General features: G+C 67.2%; 15 protein-coding genes. 8 read left to right on the forward strand and 7 right to left on the reverse strand.

Annotated features, from left to right (window positions below; translation table 11 throughout):
• Positions 1–38: 38 nt before the first annotated feature.
• From EAH73_RS08700 to EAH73_RS08710, 3 genes are all read right to left on the reverse strand, one after another.
• Entirely contained in the window at positions 39–1223 is a 1185-nt protein-coding gene (locus EAH73_RS08700; RefSeq protein ID WP_140466105.1) for a hypothetical protein, read from the reverse strand.
• 109 nt (positions 1224–1332) lie between these two features.
• Positions 1333–2355, reverse strand: a complete 1023-nt coding sequence (locus tag EAH73_RS08705; RefSeq protein ID WP_140466106.1) for a LacI family DNA-binding transcriptional regulator — start codon at positions 2353–2355, stop codon at positions 1333–1335.
• A gap of 108 nt (positions 2356–2463) precedes the next feature.
• Positions 2464–3546, reverse strand: a complete 1083-nt coding sequence (locus EAH73_RS08710) for a glycoside hydrolase family 43 protein (RefSeq protein WP_140466107.1) — start codon at positions 3544–3546, stop codon at positions 2464–2466.
• A gap of 356 nt (positions 3547–3902) precedes the next feature.
• Between EAH73_RS08710 and EAH73_RS08715 the strand changes: the two genes are divergently transcribed.
• The 3 genes from EAH73_RS08715 to EAH73_RS08730 are packed head-to-tail and all read left to right on the forward strand — an operon-like array spanning position 3903 to position 7226.
• The gene (locus EAH73_RS08715; protein WP_140466108.1) at positions 3903–4922 is read left to right on the forward strand and encodes a family 43 glycosylhydrolase; all 1020 of its coding nucleotides are present in this window, start codon (positions 3903–3905) and stop codon (positions 4920–4922) included.
• 47 nt (positions 4923–4969) lie between these two features.
• The gene (locus EAH73_RS08725) at positions 4970–6082 is read left to right on the forward strand and encodes a 1,4-beta-xylanase (protein WP_161599485.1); all 1113 of its coding nucleotides are present in this window, start codon (positions 4970–4972) and stop codon (positions 6080–6082) included.
• A 58-nt stretch (positions 6083–6140) separates the two neighbouring features.
• A complete protein-coding gene (locus EAH73_RS08730; RefSeq protein WP_140466110.1) occupies positions 6141–7226 on the forward strand; it encodes a family 43 glycosylhydrolase in 1086 nt (361 codons plus the stop codon).
• Between the two features lie 81 nt (positions 7227–7307).
• On the opposite strand, the gene EAH73_RS08735 is transcribed toward EAH73_RS08730, so the two are convergent.
• Both EAH73_RS08735 and galK read right to left on the reverse strand, forming a co-directional pair.
• Positions 7308–8420, reverse strand: coding sequence for a UDP-glucose--hexose-1-phosphate uridylyltransferase (locus EAH73_RS08735; RefSeq protein ID WP_140466111.1), 1113 nt, complete (start codon positions 8418–8420; stop codon positions 7308–7310).
• Between the two features lie 36 nt (positions 8421–8456).
• Positions 8457–9626: a galactokinase gene (gene galK / locus EAH73_RS08740; RefSeq protein ID WP_140466112.1), complete on the reverse strand. Its 1170-nt coding sequence runs from the start codon at positions 9624–9626 to the stop codon at positions 8457–8459.
• A 342-nt stretch (positions 9627–9968) separates the two neighbouring features.
• Between galK and EAH73_RS08745 the strand changes: the two genes are divergently transcribed.
• Positions 9969–11567: a family 43 glycosylhydrolase gene (locus tag EAH73_RS08745; RefSeq protein ID WP_140466113.1), complete on the forward strand. Its 1599-nt coding sequence runs from the start codon at positions 9969–9971 to the stop codon at positions 11565–11567.
• A gap of 54 nt (positions 11568–11621) precedes the next feature.
• Here the strand turns inward: EAH73_RS08745 and EAH73_RS08750 are convergent, their stop codons facing one another.
• The gene (locus tag EAH73_RS08750; protein ID WP_140466114.1) at positions 11622–12077 is read right to left on the reverse strand and encodes a hypothetical protein; all 456 of its coding nucleotides are present in this window, start codon (positions 12075–12077) and stop codon (positions 11622–11624) included.
• Between the two features lie 304 nt (positions 12078–12381).
• On the opposite strand from EAH73_RS08750, the gene EAH73_RS08755 reads away from it, so the two are divergent.
• Positions 12382–14175 (forward strand): glycosyl hydrolase, encoded by a 1794-nt coding sequence (locus tag EAH73_RS08755; protein ID WP_140466115.1) that lies wholly within the window; start codon positions 12382–12384, stop codon positions 14173–14175.
• A 135-nt stretch (positions 14176–14310) separates the two neighbouring features.
• On the opposite strand, the gene EAH73_RS08760 is transcribed toward EAH73_RS08755, so the two are convergent.
• Positions 14311–14847, reverse strand: a complete 537-nt coding sequence (locus EAH73_RS08760) for a hypothetical protein (RefSeq protein WP_193560196.1) — start codon at positions 14845–14847, stop codon at positions 14311–14313.
• Between the two features lie 261 nt (positions 14848–15108).
• Here EAH73_RS08760 and EAH73_RS08765 point away from each other — a divergent pair, with 261 nt between their 5' ends.
• The 3 genes from EAH73_RS08765 (at position 15109) to EAH73_RS08775 (ending at position 17399) form a co-directional block, all read left to right on the forward strand.
• Positions 15109–15693 (forward strand): TetR/AcrR family transcriptional regulator, encoded by a 585-nt coding sequence (locus EAH73_RS08765; protein ID WP_140466116.1) that lies wholly within the window; start codon positions 15109–15111, stop codon positions 15691–15693.
• A gap of 99 nt (positions 15694–15792) precedes the next feature.
• The gene (locus EAH73_RS08770; protein ID WP_140466117.1) at positions 15793–16671 is read left to right on the forward strand and encodes an alpha/beta fold hydrolase; all 879 of its coding nucleotides are present in this window, start codon (positions 15793–15795) and stop codon (positions 16669–16671) included.
• Positions 16672–16763: 92 nt separating this feature from the next.
• The gene (locus EAH73_RS08775) at positions 16764–17399 is read left to right on the forward strand and encodes an MOSC domain-containing protein (protein WP_140466118.1); all 636 of its coding nucleotides are present in this window, start codon (positions 16764–16766) and stop codon (positions 17397–17399) included.
• The last annotated feature ends 11 nt before the right edge of the window (positions 17400–17410 follow it).

The following is a 17410-nucleotide window of genomic DNA, read 5'->3' on the forward strand; positions in this document are numbered from 1 at the left end:
GGTTGCAGGGGCCCCGGCGTCCGGGTGCCGGGGCCCCGCTAAAACACTTCGCCCAAGTTGAAAAACACGCCCCGCGAGCCCTGCACGCCCACGGCGTAATCGACGGCCAGGAAGGTGCCCACCTTCTTGCTCAGGCACAGGCGCAGGCCCGCGCCGCCGGCCGGGGCCACCCGCTGGAAGCCCGTGGCGGGGGCCCGCACCGTTTGGGCGTTGGCAAACACCGCGCCGCCCAGCACCCGCGAGCGGGTGAGGTTGAAACGGTACTCGGCCTCGCCGTAGAGCAGGCCGGGGCCCCGGAAGCGCCCCTGGATGTAGCCGCGCCCGGTCACGCTGTGCGTGTCCCAGCCGGTGGCGGGCAGGTCGAGGTAGGGCGCCGACGAGGCCACGAACTCGCCGTAGAGCCAGAAGGCCAGCACGTTGCCCGGCCGGCCGGCCGGCAGGTAGCGCCGGGTGTCAAACTGCACCCCGCCGTAGGAGGCATCCGAGGCCAGGGCGCGCAGGTTGGCGCGCGCTACCACAATCAGGTACGACTCGCCGGCGGCCGGGCGCAGCGGGTTGGCGCGGGTGTCGCGCAGCACCGACGCCACCACGCCCGACGAGGTGGAGCGCCCGGCCACGCCGCGGCGGTAGCCCGCAATTTCGGCCAGCGGCTGCCCGTCGGGGCCCTGGCTCGTGATGTTCCAGCGCTGGTCGAGGAAGTAGCCCACCCCGGCGTAGAGGGCCCCGGCGGGCCCCACGCGGTGGTAGTAGCTCTGGTGCAGGCGCAGCAGGTTGTAGTCCATGGCCACGGCCCCGGCGGTGCGCGTAGCGCTGCCCAAGCCGTAGGTGAGCTGCGGGTAGTGAAGCAGGCGGTGGTCGCTCAGCCACAGGCTGCGGTTGGCGGGCCGCCACACGGCCCCGTTCACCGACAGCACCAGCTGCCGGTTCTGGGTGTAGGTGAGCGTGTTGGAGAACACCGACACGTTGGCCCCCGGCCGCCGAAACGTGATGCTGGCCGTGACCGAGGCCAGCAGCCGCGCCTCCAGGGTGTAGCCCACGGCCGGCAGCACCACCACCGCCACCGCCCGCGGGGGCCGCACGCGCCCCGAATCGGGGGCCGGGCGGGCGGGCCGGGGCGGCAGCACCCGCCGCACCAGGTCGCCCAGGTCCTGGGTGGGGCGGCGCACCGAATCGGCGGCGGCGGGGGCCTGGGCCTGCGCAGCGCCTCCCGCAAGCCATAGCACCCCGGGCAAAAGCAAGCCTAATCTCATCCGTCGTTCGTGCACACGTCCACGCCTTCGAACGCGGCCGGCGGGGCCAGGGTTGGCGCCGGGGCTTTGGCGGGGGGCCCCACTAGCCCCGCAGCGACGAGGCGCGCACCAGCAAATCGGGCTGAAGCAGCACCCGGCGCGGCGACACGTTCTGGCGCTTTTCGCCCAGAATTTCGAGCAGCAGGCGGGCGGCGGCCTGGCCCATTTGCTCGCAGCGCTGGTCCACGGTGGTGAGCATGGGCTCGGTGAACGACGAAAACAGCTCGTTGCTGAAGCCCGCCAGGGCCACGTCCTGGGGCACGCGCAGGCCGCGCTTTTTCAGCACCTGCAGGGCCCCCACGGCCGAAACATCGCTGGCCGAAAACACAGCGTCGGGCCGCACCGGCAGCTTCAGCAGCTGCTCCATGCCCTGGCTGCCGTCCTCCAGACGCATGTCGCTGGTAAAAACCAGGGCCTCGTCGAAGGGCACGTCGTACTCGCGCAGGGCATCGAGGTAGCCCTGGCGGCGGTTTTTGTAGATGTTCAGGTGCTGGGGCCCCGCGAAGTGGGCAATGCGCCGGCAGCCCTGGGCCAGCAGGTGCCGCGTGCTCTGGTAGGCCCCTTCGCGGTCGTCGAGCACCACGGCGTTCACGTCGCGCCCCTCCAGAATGCGGTCGAAAAACACCAGCGGCAGGTCGCGCTTAGCAGCCTTGTCGAAGTGCTTGAAGTCGCGCGTGGTGCGGGCCAGCGAGACCAGAATGCCCTCCACCTGGGCGTTGATGAGGGTTTCGATGTTCTTGCGCTCGTGGGCCACGTCTTCGTTCGACTGGCAGATGAGGATGTTGAAGCCCGCCTTGGTGGCCACCGTTTCGATGCCCTTCACCACCATCGTAAAGAAGTGGCCGTCGATGTGCGGCACCAGCACGCCCAGCATGTTGCTGCGGCCCTTGCGCAGGCCCGCGGCCATGTGGTTGGGGTGGTAATTCAGCTCCTTGGCCAGCTTGGTGACGCGCTTTTTGGTGGCGTCGCTGATGCTGGGGTGGTTGCTCAGGGCCCGCGAAATGGTGGACACCGACACGCCCAGGGCCGTGGCCATGTCGGTGATGGAAGCGCGCTTGGAAGCCAACGGGCGGGGGGGGTTAGAAAGGAAGCAGAGAAAACCGCAGCGCAAATATCCACGCAAAATCTGTGCAATCCCGCGGGGCACCACCGGCACCCCACCGGGGCCCCGCGCCTAGCCCGGCAGCGGCTGCGGCGCGTAGGTGGGCCCCAGGCAGCGGGGCCCTTCGTTCGTCCAGGCCAGCTTATCGATACAGAGCTGGCGCTCCGTCATTTGCGGATTCCAGGCGTGGTACACCAGGTACTCGGTGCGGCCGTCGGGGCCCAGGGTGTGCGAGTGGTGGCCGGGGCCCCGCACGTGGCCCGGCACCGCGTGCAGCACCCGCGCCCCGGCCCCGCCGCCGGCCTCCGAGTAGGGCCCCAGGACGGTGTCGGCCACGCAAAAATCGACGCCGTAGCGGTCGGTCAGGAAGTTGGCCCCGCTGTAAAAGCAGTAGTATTTGCCGCCGTGGCGGCGCACGAAAGGCCCCTCCAGCGTGTGCCACTGCGCAAACACTTGGTTATCATAGAGCGGCATCCGGCGGTTGGCCTCAAAAATCGTCCAGGGGTGGCGGGCGCGCAGCACGGTACGCGGCTGCTGGGCCAGGCGGGTCATGGTGGCCAGGCGGTCCACGGCCAGGCCGGTGCCGGGGAAGTAACCGCCGTCCGAATCAATGAAATCGCGGGCGTAGAACAAGTACCACTGCCCGTCGTCGTCGCGGAACGGGTGCGCGTCGATGGTGAACTTACTTTCCGGCACGTCGAGCGCCGCCACTTCGGTGTAGGGCCCCTGGGGCAACTGGCTGGTTGCTACGTGCAAGCGGTGCCCCTGGGTGGCCGCAATGGCCCCGCCGCCCCGCGAGTAGTACATGTAAAACGTGCCTTCGTGCAGCACCACCTCGGGGGCCCAAAAGTCGAGCCCCGCGCTGCCGGGCGGCGGCACCAGGGCCCCGCCCGCGTCGCGCCATTTCACCAAATCCTTGGAAACCAACACGCTGAAGATGCGCCCGTCGGCCGTGCGCCCCTGCCCGGTGGTGCCAAAGGCGTAGTACGTGCCCTGGTGCAGCAGCACGGCCGGATCGGGGAAGTTGCGCGGCACCACGGGGTTGGTGTAGGTGCGGGCGGCGGCGCGGGCGTTGCGGCCGGGCAGCAGGGCCAGCAGGCCGCCGGCCGCGGCGGCCAGGCGCAAAAAGGTGCGGCGGGAATCGGGAACGGGCATGGGGCGGGCAGGAAAAGGGAAACGGGCCAAAACGGGCAGTGGGCGGCGGTAGCGCCTGGCTCACAGGGGCCAGCCAAAGGTGGCATTTTCCAAATATAGGTGCAAACGTTTGCACGAATCGCAAAATAACCTATACCTTGCGGGCGGTGACGCCACGGTGGTTTCGGCCCGGCCCGGAATAGCATTTTTTGCTCCTTTGGGGTGGTTCGTGGCGAACGTTTGCTTGCGCGGGCGCCGGGGCGCTTCCCGGGGTCCGCGCCCCCTCCTGCCCGGCGGCTACCCCGGCGGCGGGCGGGGCCCCTGCCCGCCCCCTCCCACCCGGCGCCCCCCACGCCTTTGCCTCCGCCCTCCTGCCCATGCGTTGCCAACTGTTGCTTTTGCTGGCGCTGCTCGGGGCCCGGCCGGCCGCCCAAGCCCAGGGCCCCGCGGCCGGCCGCACCTTCACCAACCCCTTGCAGGCCGACGGGCCCGACCCGTGGGTGGTGCGCCACGGCGGCTACTACTACCACACCCACACGACGGGCAAAAACATCACCCTCTGGAAGTCAAAAACCCTTGAGGGCCTGAAGGATGCCCTCGGCACGGTGGTGTGGACGCCGCCCGCCGCGGGGCCCCACTCCACCCAAATCTGGGCCCCCGAGCTGCACTTCCTCGGCGGCAAGTGGTACCTCTACTACACGGCTTCCGACCGGGCCAACGCCGGCGACCAGACGCGCTACGTGTTTGTGCTGGAAAACGCCAGCCCCGACCCTACCGCTGGCACCTGGGCCGACAAGGGCCGGGTGAACACCCGCTACCCGGGCCTCGACGGCTCGGTGTTTGCGCACGGCGGCCGGCGCTACTTCCTGTATTCGGCCTACGTGGGGGCCCAAAGCGTGCTGGCCATTGCCCCGATGACCAATGCCTGGACGCTGGACGCAGCCCGCGAAACCATCATCGCCCGGCCCACCCACGCCTGGGAAAAAGGCGGCGGCCGCCAGATTCTGGAGGGCCCCGAGTTTCTGGCGGGTAAGCAAGGGCAGCTTTTTATCGTGTACTCGGCCAGCGCCTGCTGGGACGATAACTACTGCCTGGGCCTGCTCACGGCCCGCCCCGGGGCCGACCCGCTGCGGGCCGATTCGTGGGCGAAAGCGCCGGAGCCGGTCTTCCGTCCCTCGGCCGAAAACGGCGTGTGGGGCACCGGCCACAACGCCTTCACCACCTCGCCCGACGGGCGCGAAAACTGGCTCATCTACCACGCCAAGGCCGCCGCCGATGGCAAGTGCGAGGGGCGCAGCACCCGGGCCCAGCGCTTCGGCTGGCACCCCGACGGCACCCCCGACTTTGGGGCCCCGGCCGCGTTGGCCACGCCCCAGGCCGTGCCTTCGGGCGAATAACTATTCCATGTCTACCTGCTTTCCAATTCCTTTTCCCTTTTTCCCGCATGAAGAAATTCTCGTTCCTGCTTTTGCTCGTGGCGCTGCTGGGGGCCCCCGGGGCCCACGCCCAAAAGGTTAAAACCAAAACCAAGGGCGCCGCCGCGGCCACGGCCGCCGCCCAGGCCCCCCGCTGGACCACCGCCAAGGCCAACGCCTGGTACGCCGCCCGCCCGTGGATGTCGGGCGCCAACTTCACGCCCAGCACGGCCATCAACCAGCTTGAAATGTGGCAAGCCGCCACCTTCGACCCGCAAACCATCGACAAGGAGCTGGGCTGGGCCGAGGGCATCGGCTTCAACACGATGCGCGTGTTTTTGCACAGCCTGGCGTGGAAGGAAGACCCGGCGGGCTTCAAAAAGCGCGTGGGCGACTACCTGGCCATTGCCGACAAGCACCACATCAGCACCATTTTGGTGTTTTTCGACGATTGCTGGAACAAGGACCCCAAGGCGGGGCCCCAGCCGGCGCCCAAGCCCGGCGTTCACAACTCGGGCTGGGCCCAGGACCCCGGCGACCCGGCCTCGCGCGACTCGGCCACCTTCGCGCAGCTGCGGCCCTACGTGACGGACGTGCTCACGAGCTTCGCCCACGACAAGCGCATCTTGCTCTGGGACTTGTACAACGAGCCGGGCAACAACGGCAAGGGCCTGGCCTCGCTGCCGCTGCTGCGCAACGTGTTTGCCTGGGCCACCGCGGTGCGCCCCGACCAGCCCCTGAGCGCCGGCCTCTGGAACTGGGAACCCGCCTACGGGCCCCTGAACACGTACCAGGCCCTGCACTCCGACGTCATCACCTACCACTGCTACGACGAGGTGCCGCTGCACGAGCGCATCATTTCGCTGCTCGCCACCCACGGCCGCCCGCTACTCTGCACCGAGTACATGGCCCGGCCCCGCAACTCGCGCTTCGTCAACATCATGCCCCTGCTGAAGAAGTACAACGTGGCCGCCATCAACTGGGGATTGGTGGACGGCAAAACAAACACCAAGTACCAGTGGGACGTGCCGATTGCCGACGGCTCGGAGCCCACCGAGTGGTTCCACGAGGTGTTCCGCAAAGACGGCACCCCCTACCACCAGGACGAGGCGGACCTGATCAAGAAAACCAACGGCAAGTAGGGCCCCGGGGCCCTACCCCTCACTTTACTACGGCTTTGCGATGCGCACTTTTCGAGGAATGACGCGGCTTTTGGGCGCACTACTGCTGGCGCTGGCGCTCCTGCCCGCCTGCACCCGGCAGCCGCGGGGCCCCGGGCCCCTGGTGCCGGCCACGGGGGCCCCGCCGGCGGCCACGTTCACCAACCCGCTGCTGCCGGTGGGGGCCGACCCGTGGAGCATCTACCACGACGGCTACTACTACTACACCAACACGACCGGCGACAACCTCACGCTCTGGAAAACCAAGAACCTGGCTGACCTTAAGCACGCCGAGCACCGCGTGGTGTGGACGCCGCCCGCCACGGGGCCCAACAGCCAGCACATTTGGGCCCCCGAGCTGCACTTCCTGCGCGGCAAGTGGTACCTCTACTACGCCGCCGACGCCGGCGATAACCCCTCGCACCGCCTCTGGGTGCTCGAAAACGCCTCGCCCGACCCGCTGCTGGGCACCTGGACCGACCGCGGCAAGCTGGCCGACCCGGCCGCCGACATGTGGGCCATCGACGGCTCGGTGTTCATCAACAATGGGCGGTTGTACCTCGTCTGGTCGGGCTGGGACGGGCGCGTGAACGGCCGCCAGGACATTTACCTGGCCCCAATGAAAAACCCCTGGACGCTGGCCGGCCCGCGGGTGCGCATCTCCACCCCCACCTACCCCTGGGAGCGCAACGGCGACCTGCACGGCGCCAACGACCCGGCCCACGTGGCCGTGAACGAGGGCCCCGAAGTGATTAGGCACGGCAACAAGCTGTTTTTGGTGTACTCGGCCAGCGGCTGCTGGACGGATTTTTACGTACTCGGCATGCTTACTGCCAACGCGAACAGCGACTTGCGCAACCCCGCGTCGTGGACGAAAACTCCCACGCCCGTGTTCCAGCAGTCGCCCGAAAACAAGGTGTACGCGCCGGGCCACAACTCCTTTTTCACCTCGCCCGACGGCAAGGAGAACTGGTTCCTTTACCATGCCAACAGCGCGCCCGACCAGGGCTGCGGCCCCAAGCGCACCCCGCGGATGCAGCGCTTCACGTGGCGCCCCGACGGCACGCCCGACTTCGGCCAGCCCGTGCCCGCCGACCAAGTACTGGCCGTGCCCTCGGGCCAGTAGCCCGCCCGGCCCCCAACCGACAAAAGCCCCGCCAATCGATGATTGGCGGGGCTTTTGTCGGTTGTTGCAACCCGTGGGGCCCTACTTGGCGGGCGCTTCGGGCGGAGCCACTTCGTCGGCCACGGGCGCGGCGGTAGCGGCCGCCGTTTGCTTGTAGTGGACTTCGGGTAATGAGCGCAGACGTTCGGCGGCCCACTCGGCCGTCACGTCGCGCTGGGGGTTGGCCAGCATCTCATAGCCCACCATGAACTTGCGCACCGTGGCCGAGCGCAGCAGCGGCGGGTAGAAGTGCATGTGCAGGTGCCACTCGGGGTGCTCCTGGCCGTCGGTGGGGCGCTGGTGCCAGCCGGCCGAGTACGGGAACGACAGCTCGAATAGGTTGTCGTAGCGAATGGTGAGGCGGCGCAGGATGTCGGCCAAGTCGTTCTTCTCGGCGTCGTTCAGCAGCTCCAGCGAGGCCACGGCGCGGCGCGGCAGCAGCAGCGTTTCGAAGGGCCAGGTGGCCCAGAACGGCACCAGCACCACCCACGTATCGTTTTCGATGACGACGCGCTGCTTTTCGCGCAGCTCGGTGGCCAGGTAGTCGGTGAGCAGCGTGCGGCCGTGCTCCTCGAAGTACTTGGCCTGCTGCACGGTTTCCTTGGCGGGGTCAACCGGCACGGTGTGCTGGGCCCAGATTTGGCCGTGCGGGTGCGGGTTCGAGCAGCCCATGATGAAGCCCTTGTTCTCGAAAATCTGCACGTAGTTGATGTCCGGCCGGGCCCCCAGGGTCTGGTACTCGTCCACCCACACGTCCACCACCCCGCGGATGGCCTCCGGGGTCATTTCGGGCAAGGTCAAGTCGTGCCGCGGCGAGAAGCAGATGACGCGGCCCACGCCGGTTTCGGCCTCCGCAATCAGCAGGTTGTCAATGTTGATGCCGCCCGCGGGCCCGTCGGGCTGCAAGGCCGCAAAGTCGTTGTCGAACCGGAACGTGCCGGTGTACGGCGGGTTGTGGGCGCCGTTGGCGCGCACGTTGCCGGGGCACAGGTAGCAGGTGGGATCGTAGGCGGGGCGGTTGTCGGGGGGCGTTTTTTCCTGCTGGCCCTGCCAGGGGCGCAGGGCGCGGTGGGGCGACACCAGCAGCCAGTCCCCGGTGAGCGGGTTGTAGCGGCGGTGCGATTGGTGGGTGGGGTCGAAGGCGGAATCGGACATGGGCGGGAAACGCAAAAGGGAGGAAAAGGGATGGATTTAGGCGGCCACGGTGGCGTCGCGCAGCTCGCTCACGCCGCCCACGATGACCGTGTGGTAGGTCTCGAGCTTATCGTGGTAGCGCAGCTCAAACGCCTTTTCCATCGCGGCCACAAACGCGTCGACCTCGGCCACGGCCACCAGGTTGATGGTGCAGCCACCGAAGCCGCCGCCCATCATGCGGGCCCCCAGCACGCCGGGCAGCGGGCGGGCCATTTCCACCAGCGCGTCCAGCTCCGGGCAGCTCACCTGGTAGTCGTCGCGCAGGCCGGCGTGCGAGCCGAACATGGCTTGGCCCACGGCGGCCATGTCGTTGGCCTTCAAGGCGTCGCAGGCTTCCTGCACGCGCTGGTTTTCCTGCACCACGTAGCGGCAACGGCGGTACACCACGTCGCCCATGGCGTCGTGCGCGGCCTCCACTTGGGCCAGGGTGGCGTCGCGCAGGCTCTTAATTTCGGGGTGCGTTTTTTGGAGTACGGCCACGCCCTGGGTGCATTCCTGGCGGCGCTTGTTGTACTCGGAGCTGGCCAGCGAGTGCTTCACGCCCGAGTTGCACAGCACGAGGTGGTACTGGTCGGCGGCGAAGGGGAAGTACTCATAGTCGAACGAGCGGCAGTCGAGGCGCACCACGTGGCCGGCGCGGCCGTGCAGGCTGGCAAACTGGTCCATGAGGCCGCTCATCACGCCGGCGTAGGTGTGCTCGGCCTGCTGGCCCATCTTGGCCAGCGTCATGCGGTCGAAGCCCGTGTGCAGCAGCTCGTTGAGGGCAAACGCCAGCCCGCACTCGATGGCAGCCGACGATGACATGCCCGCCCCCATCGGTACGTTGCCGCCGAATACGCAATCGAAGCCCGGCACCGCCACGCCGTGCTTCTGGAACTGGGCCACTACGCCCAACAAGTAATTGGCCCACAAGTGCTTGCTGGGCGCCACGTCGGCCACCGCCACGTCGTAAGCATCGGCCTTGTCGAACGACACCAGCCGCACCGTATCGCTGCCGTTCAGGCCCACCGCGAAGAAAATCTCCTTGTTGATGGCGGCGGGCAGCACTAGGCCGTCGTTGTAGTCGGTGTGCTCCCCGATGAGGTTGATGCGGCCAGGGGCCCGCACCAGCAGGGGCTCGTGGCCAAAACGGCGGTGGAAATCGGCGGCGATGGCGGCAATGGGCATGGCGGGAGGGGATGAAAGGGTGGGGAAATAATTGCTAGACAAGCCTAAAGATGGGAAATTTTATTAATTAGAACAAACGTTTGCATTAAATTTGATCTCATTTTTATTATAATACGCTTGTATCCAAGTCATTATGTCAACAAAAACGTTAGCACATTTACCCATAAAAAGAGTCCATTTAACGTGCGTTTCATGAAGCTTTCAGGCAGTAATTTGCCCGGTAAAATCGGCTAACCCCGCGGGCCCGCGCTTGGGCGAACGGCTGGCCTTGCCAGCGGCGGCCGCGCCGCTTGCTGGGGCCCTGGCGGGTGGCTTAGGGCCCCGGTTCATTACTTTCGGCGCATGAGAACTACGACTTTTTACCGCTGCGTGTTGGGGCTGGGGCTGTTGGGCGCCGCCCGGCCCGGAGCCCAGGGCCAGCGCCTGAGCCCTGCTGCCGCCCCCGCCACCACTGCCTCCGCGGCCATTGCCCTGGCCAACCCCGTGCTGCCGGGCGATTTCCCCGACCCATCGGTGGTGAAAATTGGGAATACTTACTGGGCCACGGCCACGTCGTCGAACTGGGGCCCCGTGTTTCCGCTGCTGAAATCGACCAACCTGACGGACTGGACGCTGGCGGGCAGCGTGTTTGGCGGCGAGCGCCCGGCCTGGGCCGACTACTACTTCTGGGCCCCCGAAATCAGCCAGGACGGCGGCAAAACCTACATCTTTTACACGGCGCACAAGCGCGGCGGCAACCTGGCCGTGGGCGTGGCCAGCGCCGACCGCCCCGAGGGCCCCTACCGCGACCACGGCCCGCTGGTGGGCCAGCCCGACGGCTCGATTGACGCCTTCCCGATGCGCGACGAGAAGGGCCAGCCCTACCTTATTTGGAAGGAGGACGGCAACAGCGCGAACAAGCCCACGCCCATCTGGGCGCAGCCGATGAACGCGGCCCGCACCGCCCTCACGGGCACCAAAACCGAGCTTTTCCGCAACACCGCGCCCTGGGAAGGCAACCTCGTGGAGGGCGTGAGCATGGTGCGCCACGGCGGCTACTTCTATGCCTTTTACGCGGCCAACGGCTGCTGCGGGGGCGGCTGCACCTACGCCACCGGCGTGGCCCGCGCCCGCACCCTGCTGGGGCCCTGGGAGAAGTACGCCCGCAACCCCATCCTCACCCAAAACGCGGCCTGGAGGTGCCCCGGCCACGGCACCGCCGTGGAGCGCAACGGCCGCTGGTACCTGCTGCACCACGCCTACGCCGCCGTGGCCGGCAGCCAAATGGTGGGCCGCCAGGGCGTGCTCAGCGAATTTACTTGGGGCCCCAGCGGCTGGCCGGTGTTTGCCGGCGGCGGGGTGGCCACGGGGGCCCCGGCGCGGCCCGCGCCGGCCGTGCGCGATGGCTTCGACGGCACCGCGCTGGGCCTGGCCTGGCAGTGGCCGGTGGAGTACCAGCCCACGGCGGCCGTGCGCGATGGCCAACTGCACCTCAGCGCGCGGCCCGACCACGGCGGCGCGGCCCTGGGCCACACCGTGTACGTGGCCGACTACGATGCCACCGCCACGCTGCTACACCCGGGGGCCCTGCCCGCCGGCACCGCCGCCGGCCTGGCCGCCCTCGGCGACCCCGACAACGCCCTGGCCCTGCTGGCCGGCGACGGCCGCCTGCGCCTGGTGCGCCGCGCCAAGGGCCAGGAAGAAGTGCTGGTGGAAACCGCCCTACCCGCCGGCGCGGGGCCCCTGCGCCTGCGCCTGCAGGCCCGCCGCAACACCCAGTTTACCTTCGCCTACAGCACCGACGAAGGCCGTACCTGGGCCCCCCTGACCACCGGCACCGCCACCAGCGGCGCCTACCTTCCGCCCTGGGACCGCGGCATTCGGGTGGGTGTGCTGGCGCAGGGCCCCGCCACGGCCGTGGCTGACTTTGATGAGTTTACGCTGACCAGCCAAGCGCCGTAGCACAGCTTTTGCGCGCCCCGCACCGGGGCGAACGACGCCAAACGGGCGGCTGGCTTATGGCCGGCCGCCCGTTCTTTTTGGGGCGGCCGGAGCCGGGCGCGGGGCCCCGGCGGGGTGGCGGCGCGCCTCTTCGGCGGCGTAGAAGGCGGCCTCGCGGCGGTAGGCATCCTGGTTCCAGGTGGGCTCGACGGCGGCGGCCTGCTCGGCAGCCTGGGCCACGGCTTCGGCCAGGATGGGTGGGAACACGGCGGCGGTGGGGCTGGCCGTTAGGGCCCCGTAGGCTTGGGAGAGGAGCGTTTCCAGGCGCAGAATTTCGGCCTGCCCGCCCAGGGGCAGCGCCTCGATGGGCGTGCGCCGCTGCGGAAACGACTGGCCGCGGTAGCTGGCCATAGCGGGCGCTTCGGGCGGGGGGCCCTGGGCCTGGGCGTGCCCCGGCACGGCGGGCGCAGCCGCGGCCAACAAGACCAGCAGCAACGGTTTGCGAAGAAAAAAGCGGAGGTGAGTAGGCATGCGTGGGGCCCCCAGGGCCCTGGCGGCCACCGGTTCCCGAAGGTAGGGCCCCGGGCCGCCAGGAGCCCGGGGGCCCCGCTCCGGCCAGGGGGCCGCCGGGCCCAGGGCCCCTACCCCGCCAAGGCCCGCCAGCAATGGCAGGTTAAGTGCAAGCAATTGCCGGATTAGTATTAAAGTCAAGTAGTTGATTAACCTACTTTTACAAACACCGCAAACGATTTCTGTAGCTGCTGCTTGCGGCCGCCAAAACGCCTGCTTTTTAGCTGCTTACTTCTCCTTCCTTTTCACTTTTTTACCCGCTTTTATGCATTCTTCTCTACTCGACTCGCTGGGCCGCTGGGGCCGCGGCCTGGCGTTGGCCGGGGCCGTGCTGGCCCCCCTAGCCGGCTGGGCCCAAACCACCGTGGTGCCCCTCACCAACGGCCGCGCCGAGGCCGAGGCCGGCGTGCTGAGCGGCGTGACGGTGGCCACCACGCCCACCGGGTTTTCCGGCGCGGGCTTCGTCACGGGCTTCGACAACAACGACGCTAAGAACGTGGCCATCACCTTCGACAACCCCACTGCGGGCCTCTATAAGCTGGCGGTGGGCTACACGTCGCCCTACGGCCCGAAGGTGGCCAACCTGGACGTGAACGGGTCCAAGTCGACCGTTTCGTTTGCCAGCACCACCGCCGGGGCCGATTTTGCCGCCGCCGACGCCGGTACCGTCCTGCTGCCCGCGGGCCTGACCACCGTCACCATCGGCGGCAACTACGGCTACTATGGCGTGGACTACGTGCAGCTGACGGCCGCCTCGGTGGCCCCCCCGCCCAAGCCGGCCAAGCAACTCTCCGACCCGCTGGCCACGCCCGCTGCCAAAGCGCTGCACGGCTACCTGGTCGATTTGTACGGCAACAAAATCCTGTCGGGCCAGCAGGACGATAACTACGGCCGCGCCAACTCGGAAGTGAGCTATGTGCTGGCCACTACCGGCAAGGAGCCGGCCATCGTGAGCATGGACATATTCGACTACTCGGCCGCGCCGGTGGCCAAGTATGGCACGCCCAGCGGCACCACCGAGCGCTACCTGGGCTGGAGCCGCAGCGGCAACGGCCGCGGCATCACCGCCCTGATCTGGCACTGGCGCGCCCCCGCCGACAACGTGACGACCGCCAACCCGACCAGCAGCCCGGACGGTGCTTTTTACACCACCAACACAAACTTCAACTTCGCCGCCGCGCTGGCCGACACGGCCGGTACGAAGTACCACTTGCTGCTGGCCGACATCGACCTGATTGCCGTGCAGCTCAAGAAGTTTCAGGTGGCTGGTGTGCCCGTGCTGTGGCGGCCGCTGCACGAAACCCCGGGTACGTTTTTCTGGTGGGGCAACCAGGGCCCCGACAATTTCAAGAAGCTCTGGCAGCTGCTCTACACCCGCCTCACGGTGCGCCACCAGCTGCACAACCTAATTTGGGTGTACTCGGCCAACGCTACGCCTGACGCGGCCTGGTACCCGGGCGACGCCTACGTGGACGTGGCCGGCGACGACATCTACCAATCGTCCGCGACGCCCGACCCCAACGTGAACATCTCGGGCAACTGGACCGCCATGCGGGCCCTGGCCCCCACCAAGCTCATTGCCCTCACCGAGAGCGAGAGCCTGGTGAATCCCGCCCAGGCGCGGGGCTATGCCACGTGGTGGTCGTGGTTTTGCGCCTGGCAGGGCAGCTACATCCGCACCCAGCCCGTGGCCTTCCTCACCAGCTTGTATAATGACAACGACATCATTGCCAAGGACAGGCTGGCCGACTGGGCCACCCAATCACCTTTGGCGGCCCGCAGCGGCGCGGCGGCCACGGCGGCCGGCCTCACCGCCTTCCCCAACCCGGCCAGCGGCTACACCCTCACCGCCAGCCTGCGCCTGGCCACGGCCCAAGCCGTAACGGTGGAGCTGCTGAACGCCCTAGGCCAGCGCGTGGTCACGCTGCACCCGCGGCTTGCCGCCGGCGCCAACCAGTTCCAGGTGCCGCTGGCCGGTGTGGCCCCCGGCGTGTACCAGTTGGTGGTGCGCCCCGCAGGCCAGCCCGCCCTGAGCCAGCACGTGCTGATCACCAAATAGTTAATTCATGAATGGTTTAATGCAAACGCTCAAAAAGGCGGTTGCGCTACGCCTACCGAAGCATCCCTCCCGCGTCGTTGCCCCACACTTTTTCGATACGCTCCAAGCGCTCTGGTTGCCCTTTGGGCTACCCTTTTAGCCAAGGCCGAGGTTGGCGTCCATCCACGCGGCCACATCGGTGACCAGCAGGGCGTGGCGCTGGTTGAACGTCCCGTCTTTGGGCCAGGCCACCCCACGCCCTTGGGCAAAAGCGGCGCGGTACTTACGCATCATATTCTGCGGGTCTCGCACCAGATCTTCCATCAGCAAGGGCACGGTCCATTCCAAGCGGCCGAACGGGCGGTGGAGTGCCGCGGCCAACTTGTCGGCTACCTCGCCGTAGGTCACGGCATCGCCGCCCAGAAGCACCACCTCGTTCTTGATGGTAGTTTCAGCAAACATGGTTTCGGCGGTCAGCAGGCCAACATTGTCCGGCGTGGTCAGCGTAACGGCGGTGTCAAGGCTGCCCAGCGCTTGCATTTCGCTTTTGGTGATGTCAACCACCCCGAACTTAGGCTCAAGCAGATAGCTCACGAACATGCCGGTCGAGATGATGCACGACTCGGTAGCAGCCTGGGGCTGAAGCTGCGCCGCATCACGGCCGCCATGGAACTGCTCATCGAAGGCCAACACACAGCGGAGGAAGTGGGCTACGCATTGTGCTACAATATATTACTTGTGTTGAGCAGCGCCCTCTTTCAGGTAGTGAGGCGTCGGCCTACCGAATTTTTAGCAAGCATCAGAAGCGCAGGGTAGCCCCGGCTACTGCTCGCATAATACCCCGGCATGCAGTCGTGGTACCGCACGTAGAGACAATTCGGATAGGCTATTAGCAAGTTATTAAATAATATTGCCTACTATTGTACCAGCAAGTACAATAATCCGTTGCGAGCCGTGGCTGGAAGACCCAAACTGTTTGATGAGTACGCCGTGATTGAGCGGGCGCAGCGCGTTTTTTGGCGGCTGGGCTACGCTGCGGCATCTACTGAGGAGCTGCTGGCGGCCATGGGCATCGGCAAGGGCAGCTTCTACCTGGCCTTTCCAGGTGGTAAAAAAGAGCTGTTTGTCAAAACGGTGCATCAGTTTCACCAGGCTACTTTCCAGCAGCTCGCGCAGCGGGTAGCCGCCAGCGCGCAGCCCCTAGAGGAGGTAAAGGACTACTTCCGGCGCATTGCCACCGCCGCCCCGGATGCCCACGAAAAGGGCTGCTACCTGGGCAACACGGTCGTGGAAATGTCGGTGCTTGACCCGGCCCTGCAGCAGGAGTCCGGGCGGCTACTGCTGCAGCTGGAGGGCCTGTTCTTTACCGTCATTCAGCAAGCCCAGGCCAGCGGCCAGCTCACCAACCCCACCGATGCCCGCCTGCTGGCCCGCCACCTGCTCACGCTCTGGAATGGCCTCAGCATTACCCGCCGCCTGTACCCCGACAATGCCCAGCTGCACGAACTCATTGATCTTCAGCTAGCGGTGCTGCACTGACTTTTTTTTGCGCCAATTTGTACCGATTAGTACACAATTTAATTTCAAACCCGATATTCCTAATTCTTTTTTGTTGCACCCCTTTTTTCCTTCTTGCCGATGAACACGCAACCCCCAGTTTATTGCCGCACCATTGCCGTCGATGGCCTCGACGTATTTTACCGTGAAGCCGGCCCGGCCGATGCGCCCGTGCTGCTGCTGCTACACGGCTTCCCCTCCTCGTCGCACCAGTTCCGCCAGCTGCTACCGCTGCTGGCCGACCGCTACCGCGTGCTGGCGCCCGACCTGCCGGGCTTTGGCTTTACCACCTCGCCGCCAGCCACGGCCTTCGCCTACACCTTCGCCCACTTGGCCGAGGTGGTCGACCACTTTACGCAGGCGCTGGGGCTGGCGCAGTACGCGCTCTACGTTTTCGACTACGGCGCGCCGGTGGGCCTGCGCCTGGCCCTGGCCCACCCCGAGCGGGTGACGGCCCTCATCACGCAGAACGGCAATGCCTACGAGGAAGGCCTGAGTACCGCATGGGACTCGGCCCGCACGTACTGGCAGCAACCCACGCCCGCAAACCGCGCCGCGATGCGCGCCATGTACACCTGGGATTCTGTGCAGGACCAGTACCGCCACGGCACGCTCGACCCCGCGCAGGTGGCGCCCGAAGCCCCGGCGCTGGACTTCTGGGGCCTGCAACGCCCCGGCTACGACGAGATGCAGCTCGACCTCATCCTGGACTACCGCACCAACGTGGCGCTGTACCCGCGCTTTCAGGAATACTTCCGGGCCCACCGCCCGCCTACCCTGGCCGTGTGGGGCGAAAACGACGCTTTTTTTCTGCCCGCCGGGGCCCTGGCCTACCGCCGCGACAACCCCGCGGCCCAAGTGCAGTTGCTGCCCACCGGCCACTTTGCTCTCGAAACGCACGTGGTCGAGATTGCCGGCTTCGTTCGCGCCTTTTTAGCCACCGTGTTGGCAGCGGGGTAGGGCGGGCCGCTGGCTGCCCTGTTGGCGCGGCCCGGTTGCCAGCGGCCACTTGATTGCGCAGTAATTCATTCGTTTACAAGCATTTGTATTCCATGCAACTCCTCTCGATTAACGTTGGCCAGCCCCGCTTGCTTAACTGGAACGGCCGCGAAATCAGAACCGCCATTTTCAAGCAGCCCGTGGCTGGCCCGGTGGCGCTGGCCGGGTTCAACCTAGCCGGCGACGCGCAGGCCGACCTGCGCGTGCACGGCGGCCCCGACAAGGCCGTGTACGCCTACGATGCCAGCCACTACGCCGCGTGGCGGGGGCTGCTGCCCGCCTGGCAGGACTGGGGCCCCGGGCTGTTCGGTGAAAACCTGACCACGGAGGGCCTGCTCGAAACGCAGGTGCGCGTGGGCGACGTTTTTGGCCTGGGCACGGCGCAGCTGCGGGCGGTGCAGCCCCGGCAGCCCTGCTACAAGCTCAACGTGCGCTTCGACGACGGGGGCATGGCCGCGCACTTTGCCCGCGCCGCCCGCCCGGGCATTTATTTCCGGGTTGAGAAGCCGGGCACGGTGCAGGCCGGCGACGCATTCACCCTGCTCGAAGCGGCGGCCACCACCATCACCATTCAAGACGTCTGGCAATTACTAACCGCGCGCACCATTGCCCCCGACCGCCTGGCCGACGTGCTGGCCCTACCCCACCTGCCCGCGGAGGTGCGCCGCTACCTCGGCGGCCAGGCGTAGTAAGTAACGCA

The organism is Hymenobacter nivis (assembly GCF_006439025.1).
Lineage (GTDB): Bacteria > Bacteroidota > Bacteroidia > Cytophagales > Hymenobacteraceae > Hymenobacter > Hymenobacter nivis_A.

Excerpts from the sequence above, each read along its gene's own strand:
- EAH73_RS08735 (WP_140466111.1), bottom strand. The coding sequence starts at position 8,420 with ATGTCCGATTCCGCCTTCGACCCCACCCACCAATCGCACCGCCGCTAC.
- EAH73_RS08710 (WP_140466107.1), bottom strand. The coding sequence starts at position 3,546 with ATGCCCGTTCCCGATTCCCGCCGCACCTTTTTGCGCCTGGCCGCCGCG.
- galK (WP_140466112.1), bottom strand. The coding sequence starts at position 9,626 with ATGCCCATTGCCGCCATCGCCGCCGATTTCCACCGCCGTTTTGGCCAC.
- EAH73_RS08770 (WP_140466117.1), top strand. The coding sequence starts at position 15,793 with ATGAACACGCAACCCCCAGTTTATTGCCGCACCATTGCCGTCGATGGC.
- EAH73_RS08755 (WP_140466115.1), top strand. The coding sequence starts at position 12,382 with ATGCATTCTTCTCTACTCGACTCGCTGGGCCGCTGGGGCCGCGGCCTG.
- EAH73_RS08715 (WP_140466108.1), top strand. The coding sequence starts at position 3,903 with ATGCGTTGCCAACTGTTGCTTTTGCTGGCGCTGCTCGGGGCCCGGCCG.
- EAH73_RS08730 (WP_140466110.1), top strand. The coding sequence starts at position 6,141 with ATGACGCGGCTTTTGGGCGCACTACTGCTGGCGCTGGCGCTCCTGCCC.
- EAH73_RS08775 (WP_140466118.1), top strand. The coding sequence starts at position 16,764 with ATGCAACTCCTCTCGATTAACGTTGGCCAGCCCCGCTTGCTTAACTGG.
- EAH73_RS08745 (WP_140466113.1), top strand. The coding sequence starts at position 9,969 with ATGAGAACTACGACTTTTTACCGCTGCGTGTTGGGGCTGGGGCTGTTG.
- EAH73_RS08725 (WP_161599485.1), top strand. The coding sequence starts at position 4,970 with ATGAAGAAATTCTCGTTCCTGCTTTTGCTCGTGGCGCTGCTGGGGGCC.
- EAH73_RS08750 (WP_140466114.1), bottom strand. The coding sequence starts at position 12,077 with ATGCCTACTCACCTCCGCTTTTTTCTTCGCAAACCGTTGCTGCTGGTC.